Annotated in this window: 6 protein-coding genes; 2 read left to right on the top strand and 4 right to left on the bottom strand. The window is 67.2% G+C overall.

The genetic code is table 11. The features are described 5' to 3' along the window. From JKG68_RS14565 to pal, 4 genes are all read right to left on the bottom strand, one after another. Positions 1-1,145: ATP-dependent metallopeptidase FtsH/Yme1/Tma family protein (locus JKG68_RS14565; protein ID WP_202060735.1), on the bottom strand; the 1,145-nt coding region annotated here is incomplete at its 3' end. Positions 1,146-1,297: 152 nt separating this feature from the next. Next, complete coding sequence (gene tilS / locus JKG68_RS14560) at positions 1,298-2,329, bottom strand: tRNA lysidine(34) synthetase TilS (RefSeq protein ID WP_376773152.1); 1,032 nt, start codon at positions 2,327-2,329, stop codon at positions 1,298-1,300. Positions 2,330-2,350: 21 nt separating this feature from the next. Beyond that, on the bottom strand, positions 2,351-3,334 hold the full coding sequence (gene ybgF / locus JKG68_RS14555; RefSeq protein WP_202060727.1) for a tol-pal system protein YbgF: 984 nt from the start codon (positions 3,332-3,334) through the stop codon (positions 2,351-2,353). Positions 3,335-3,448: 114 nt separating this feature from the next. Beyond that, complete coding sequence (gene pal / locus JKG68_RS14550; RefSeq protein ID WP_202060725.1) at positions 3,449-3,955, bottom strand: peptidoglycan-associated lipoprotein Pal; 507 nt, start codon at positions 3,953-3,955, stop codon at positions 3,449-3,451. 247 nt (positions 3,956-4,202) lie between these two features. Here pal and JKG68_RS14545 point away from each other — a divergent pair, with 247 nt between their 5' ends. Then, the gene (locus tag JKG68_RS14545; protein WP_202060723.1) at positions 4,203-5,714 is read left to right on the top strand and encodes a phospholipase D-like domain-containing protein; all 1,512 of its coding nucleotides are present in this window, start codon (positions 4,203-4,205) and stop codon (positions 5,712-5,714) included. 80 nt (positions 5,715-5,794) lie between these two features. Beyond that, positions 5,795-6,412, top strand: coding sequence for an HdeD family acid-resistance protein (locus JKG68_RS14540; RefSeq protein WP_202060721.1), 618 nt, complete (start codon positions 5,795-5,797; stop codon positions 6,410-6,412). The last annotated feature ends 85 nt before the right edge of the window (positions 6,413-6,497 follow it).

Raw genomic sequence — 6,497 nt, 5'->3', positions numbered from 1 at the left:
CGCTTGCCGCGGCGGGCCGCCAGCAGGGCCGACTCGTTGACGAGGTTCATGAGATCGGCGCCCGAGAAGCCGGGGGTACCGCGGGCTATCACCTTCAGGTCCACGTCGGGAGCCAGCGGCACCTTGCGCACATGGACGCGCAGGATCTTCTCGCGGCCGGTGACGTCCGGGTTGGGCACGACGATCTGGCGGTCGAAGCGGCCGGGGCGCAGAAGCGCCGGGTCGAGCACGTCGGGACGGTTGGTGGCGGCGATGATGATCACGCCCTCGTTGGCCTCGAAGCCGTCCATCTCGACCAGCAGCTGGTTGAGGGTCTGCTCGCGCTCGTCGTTGCCGCCCCCTAAGCCTGCGCCGCGATGGCGGCCGACCGCGTCGATCTCGTCGATGAAGATGATGCAGGGGGCGTTCTTCTTGGCCTGCTCGAACATGTCGCGCACGCGGGAGGCGCCGACACCCACGAACATCTCGACGAAGTCGGAGCCCGAGATGGTGAAGAACGGCACATTGGCCTCGCCTGCCACGGCTCGCGCCGTCAGGGTCTTACCGGTGCCGGGAGGGCCGACGAGCAGCACGCCGCGGGGGATGCGGCCGCCGAGGCGCTGGAACTTCTGGGGATCGCGCAGGAACTCCACGACCTCCTGCAGGTCTTCCTTGGCCTCGTCGATGCCGGCCACGTCGTCGAAGGTGACGCGGCCATGCGCTTCCGTCAGCAGCTTCGCCTTGGACTTGCCGAAGCCCATGGCCCGGCCGGCGCCGCTCTGCATCTGGCGCGAGAGGAACACCCAGGCGCCGATGAAGAGCGCGATGGGCAGGATGTTCATGAGCACCGCGATGAACCAGGGGGTCGAATCCGACTGCGGACGGGCCGTGATCTGCACGCCCTTCTGCTGCAGCTTCGTGACCAGCATCGGGTCGCTCGGCGCGTAGGTCGTGAAGGAGCGGCCATCCGTATAGGTGCCGCTGATCTCCGGGCCGGAGATGACGACGCTGGTGATGCGCCCGGCATCGGCCTCGCTGAGAAGCTGGCTGTAGGCGATGTCGCTGCCGCCGCCACGCTGGCCGGGGCTCTGGAAAAGGGTCACGAGCGCCAGCACCAGGAGGAAGATGACGACCCACAAGGCGAAGTTGCGGAAATTTGAATTCATCGGATCAGGTTCTGCCCCAGAGGGAGATGAAGCGTGAGAAAAAGGAACGGTCTCCCCACGCGGCTAAACTCAATGTAGGCATAGCATTCCCTATTGCCAAGAGAAGGCGGCGCGCATGCCGCATCATCAGGCTCCTGGCTCAAGGAATTCGGCTAACGGCCCCGGTGGCGGGGCGGTTCCTGCCGGACCGACACCCTTCCGGAGGGGTCGAGACGAACGAGCGCCCCGGCGACGGTCAGCCGCAAGGTCCCATCCTGCCCAATGGCCTCCCGCAGGCGCTCTGTACAGGCCTCGAGCCTTTGCAGGCGGCTGTTTTCAAGCCCAAGACCGGTCCTGACGAGCGCCTGTTCCAGGATCCGCAAGGCAATCTCGAAAGGTTCGTTTGCAAGGATGCCCGCCTCGAAGGAGAAGGCTCCATCATCGAGAAGAGGCGCGGCCCGGCCCAAGGCCTCCCGTGCCTTGGCGTCGAGCGCCTCCTCCGCCCGAGCGGCCCGCTGGGCCAGACGGGCCAAGCGTTCCGCCGTCAAACCCTCGTCGGCCAGAAGGGGCATGATCCTGCGCCAGCGAACCCGGGCAAAGCGCTCGTCCGCGTTGGAAGGGTCGCTCACGAAGCCCCACCCCTCCTTTCGGCACAGATCGAGCAGATCCGGCTTCCGCAGGTCCAGCAGCGGCCTTGCATGCACCATGCCGCCCCGGCTCCTTTCCCGACGCATGCCCGCAAGGCCCGAAAGGCCGGAGCCCCGCGACAGGCGCATCATCACCGTCTCGGCCTGATCGTCCAGGGTGTGAGCGGTGACCAGATGCGAGGCGCCCTCCCCGCGGGCGTGCTGGACCAGAAGGCTGTAGCGCGCCTCCCGGGCGGCTTCCTGCACCCCGGCCCGGGGCTTTTCCCCCGTCCAGGCGAGGGTTCGATGGGGAAGGCCCAAAGCGGCCGCTTGGCGGGCCACGAAAGCCGCCTCCTCGGCGGCCTCGGGCCGCAGGCCATGATCCACCGTGGCGACCAGAATGGGAGGATGGCGATCGGCCCGGCTCCACCGGGCGAGCAGGTGCATCAGGGCCATCGAATCGGGCCCGCCCGACACGGCGGCGAGGATTCCGGAGGCTTTGCTCAAGGATCCGAAAAGGCGCTCCAGCCCTGCAACCGAGAGCAGATCATCGGGAGGCGGACGAGCGGGCATGCCCAGGAGCTTGTGCGGTACAGCCGATCAGCTGCACTTGATGCGCTTCTGCTCGCGCTCGGAGGTCTGCCGCACGGCGGCCGAAGCCTGGGGATATTTGCGGTCGAGTTCGGAGAAGACCGCGCAGGCCCGGTCCTTCGCGCCCAACCCGTTGAGGGAGATGCCGAGACGCAGCAGGGCATCGGGCGCCTTGGCGGCATCGGGATGCTCAGCCGACACGCTCAGGAAATGCTCGGCGGCCTCCCGGTAGCGGCTGCGCTGAAGGTAGGTCTCGCCGAGCCAGAAAGTTGCCTCCGGCACCAGCTTGTCGCGGGGGTTGGACTGGAGAAAGCGGCGGAAGCCCATCTCGGCCTGGTCATACTGCTTCTGGCTGAACGACGCATAGGCTGCGTCGAAATCCGACCGCGGGTTGCCGATGCTGGTTGCCGCCACGCTCGGGCCCGGGCGCTCGGCGATGGCCCCCTGCGGGATGGCAGCCGTCCGGTCGTTCGTGCCGTAGTCCAGGGGAGCGCCGTCCAGATCCGCCTGCTCGTCCTGCTCGATCAGGTCCCCGATGCCCGCCATTTGCCCGCCGGGCAGCGGCATGGGACGGCCCGCCTCGGCCAGAGGCGCCGAGGGAGCCGTGCTGCCAAGCGGCCGGGGGGCGCCGGGAGCGTCGGGCGCCTCCGACGGGTCGAACAGGTCGCTGCGGCGCTGAGGCTGGCCCTGGGGCTGCGTCGAAGGGGCGGTTTGGGGCTGCGGCGGACGCGCCGGCGTCGTGGTGGACGGCGCGGGCTTGGCGGAGCCGCCGCGGCCCTCCTGGAAGCGGAACTCCACGTCCTCCTGGAACTTGCGCAGCTGCTCCTTCAGCTGCCGGTTTTCGTACTGGAGCTGCTCCATCTGCCCGGAAATCTGCCGGAACTGGCTCTCGAGCCGGTTCAGGCGCACGATCGCATCGGCGGCATCCTGTGCGGAAGCAGGAGCAGCCACAGCCATGGCAAAGGCGAACAGGACAATCAGACGTCGCAACATACTGGATACCGTGGGGGTCTGGGGAGGAAGGTGCCGATAACACAAAAGCGCCGCCACGGCGATAATGTGGCGGCGCTTTCCGGCTTCACGATGGGTTGAACCCGTTCAGGACACTTACGAGCTGGCGCCGTTGCCGAGCACCGTGACGGCGCGGCGGTTCTGCGACCAGCAGGAGATGTCGTTGCAAACCGCCACCGGGCGCTCCTTGCCGTAGGACACGGTGCGGAAGCGCGAGCCGGGGACGCCGCGCGACACGAGGTAGTCGCGAACGTTCTGGGCGCGGCGGGCCGAGAGCGAGAAGTTGTACTCGCGGGTGCCGCGCTCGTCCGCATGGCCTTCGAGAATGAAGGTGTATTGCGGGTAGCGGGCAAGCCACTGCGCCTGCTTGTCGAGGGTCGCGGTCGCGGTGGGGGTCAGGTCCGTCGAATCGGTCTCGAAGAAGACGCGGTCGCCCACATTGACCACGAAGTCCTGGGCGCTGCCGGGGGTGGCTGCGCCACCGGCCCCGAAACCGCCCCCGGCGGCTCCACCAGCCATGTCATCTTTGTTGGACGAACACGCCGCCGCCCCGAGGGCGAGGACGATAGCGGCGGCGAATTTGACGGCGCGCAACGTCATCATTGGCAATACTCCTTACACATACGTTTGCCGAACGTTGTGTCTTTCATATCGGGATGATGGTTAAGGGAGAGTTCCGTTAACCGCGAGGAGGGATGCGGGATCAGGGTGAATTATGGCCAAGTTGTGGAACATGGTCTTAGGGTTAATCGATGGTAAACATATCTTGAGAGACCCGAACGGCCCCTTGCCTATAGGAAAAGGTGGCTAACCTAGGCTGCCGATTGCCGGTCTCAAGCGTTGAAAGGTCATGAATATCGTGACGACCCAGCCCGGAACCCTCGGTCAGCCTTACCGCAAAGCCCTGGACGACCTTCGTCTTGAGCGGGCTTTCGCGCGCATCGCCGACAGCGACCTGCGCCACGGCAACGCCGTCGCCCTGCTGCGGGACTCGCGGGAGAACTACCCGGCCTGGCTTGAGGCGATCCGCTCGGCCAAGAGCGTGATTCATTTCGAGAACTTCATCGTCGCCGACGACGAGACCGGACAAAGGTTCGCCGAGGCCCTGATGGAGCGGGCGCGTGCCGGGGTGCGGGTCCGGGTTCTCTACGATTGGCTCGGCTCGTCCACCCGCGCCCTCCCCCGCTACTGGAAGCGCATGCGCGAGGCCGGGGTTCACGTTCACGTGTTCAACCCTCCCCGGCTGACGGATCCGTTCTGGATCCGCCGCGACCACCGCAAGCTGATCACGGTCGACGGGCGCATCGGCTTCGTCTCGGGGCTGTGCATCTCCGACAACTGGGTGGGCAAGAACGGCCATGAGCCCTGGCGCGACACCGGCCTGTCGGTGGAAGGGCCCCTGGTGGCCGATCTCGACGCCGCCTTCGCCGAGAGCTGGAGCCTCGCTGGCCAGCGGGCGATCCCCAAATCCGAGCTGCCGCACGCCGACCTGATCCCGCAGGCGGGTTCGGTCGCGGCGCGGGTCATCAGCGGCGAGCCGGGCATGTTCCGCACCTACCGGGTCGACCAGTTCATCGCCGCGACCGCGCAGCGCAACCTGTGGCTCACCGACGCCTATTTCGTGGCCACCACCTCCTACGTGCAGGCCTTGGGCGAAGCGGCCCGGGACGGGGTGGACGTGCGCATCCTGGTTCCGGGATCGAGCGACGTGCCGGCCCTGCAGCCGGTGGTGCGGGCAGGCTACCGCTCCCTCATCGAGGCGGGCATCCGGGTCTACGAGTGGAACGGCTCCATGCTTCACGCCAAGACCGCCGTGGCGGACGGGCGATGGGCGCGGGTGGGCTCCAGCAATCTCAACATCGCAAGCTGGGCCACCAACTGGGAGCTCGACGTGGTGGTCGAGGACGCGGGCTTCGCCGAGGCCATGGAGGCGATGTACCTGGAGGATCTCGCCAACGCGACCGAGATCGTCCCCGGCTGGCAATCCCGTCGCCGGCAGGCAAGGAACATGCGCTCCCGCCGCGGCCATCGCTACACGCGGGGCGGGGTGCGCAGGCTCGCGGCCGGCGCCCTGGCCCTCTCCAGCACCATCGGCAAGGCCGTGGGCTCCCGCTCGCTGACGGCAACGGAAGCCGGGAGCGTCGCCATCATCGGCTTCGCGCTGCTGGCCCTGGCAGGGCTCATCACGTTCTTTCCCGTCGTGATCATCTCGCCGATCGTCATCGGCCTGGTCTGGTTCGGAATCGCCTTGCTGATCCGGGGCTTCCGGCTCAAGCGGCGCGTGCGCCTGCGGCGGCGCAAGCTGGCCCTGCGGCGCAGGCTGACGAAGGGCCGAGACGCCGAGGCCTCGCCAGGGGAATAAAAGGAAACTCTTGCGACAAGCTTGGTGTTGATCGGCTGCGGGGCGGACGCGCCCCTTGCGTTCCTTCAGAGGAGTTTCCCATGGCAGCAGGCCTCTCAGGCTCCCTCGATCCTCTCGATCGCACCCACGCCATGAGCGCGCTTCTGGCGCAGAACTGGTGGGCCGTGGCCCTGCGCGGCGTCGTTGCGATCATTTTCGCCCTGATCGCCTTCTTCTCGCCAAGCGCGACGCTCCTGTCCCTCGCCTTGTTCTTCTCGGCCTATATGCTGGTCGACGGGGTGTTCGGCATCGTCTCGGGGGTGCGGGCGGCCTCGAACCATCAGCGCTGGGGCCTGCTGGTTCTCGAGGGCATCCTGAACATTCTGGTGGGCGTCATCGCCTTCATGATGCCAGGCCTGACGGTTCTGTTCTTCGTCACCATGATGGCCGTGTGGTCGCTGATCACGGGCGTCCTGATGATCGTCGCGGCCTTCAAGCTCAACCCGGCCTATGGCCGCGGCTGGCTGATCCTCAGCGGCATCGTGTCGGTTCTGTTCGGCGTCGCGCTTCTGGTCGCCCCGCTCGTCGGGGCCGTGGTGCTGACCTGGTGGCTGGGCGCTTATGCGCTGGCCTTCGGCGTGTCGCTTCTCGTGCTGGCGTTCAAGCTCAAGGGCCGCAGGGGCGACGCCCATGGCACCACGTCTCCGTTGAAGGCCTGAGCAAACACAAAGGGCGCCACGAGGCGCCCTTTGTCATTCCCGGCCGGAGACGGCGAGAGCCATCGCAGGGGAATCCATTCTGCCG

The organism is Microvirga aerilata, from assembly GCF_016743775.1.
Lineage (GTDB): Bacteria > Pseudomonadota > Alphaproteobacteria > Rhizobiales > Beijerinckiaceae > Microvirga > Microvirga aerilata.
This window is presented reverse-complemented; position numbering and strand designations above follow the sequence as displayed.

Coding starts and splice junctions, on each gene's coding strand:
- ybgF (WP_202060727.1), bottom strand. CDS start 3,334: ATGTTGCGACGTCTGATTGTCCTGTTCGCCTTTGCCATGGCTGTGGCT.
- pal (WP_202060725.1), bottom strand. CDS start 3,955: ATGATGACGTTGCGCGCCGTCAAATTCGCCGCCGCTATCGTCCTCGCC.
- JKG68_RS14545 (WP_202060723.1), top strand. CDS start 4,203: ATGAATATCGTGACGACCCAGCCCGGAACCCTCGGTCAGCCTTACCGC.
- JKG68_RS14540 (WP_202060721.1), top strand. CDS start 5,795: ATGGCAGCAGGCCTCTCAGGCTCCCTCGATCCTCTCGATCGCACCCAC.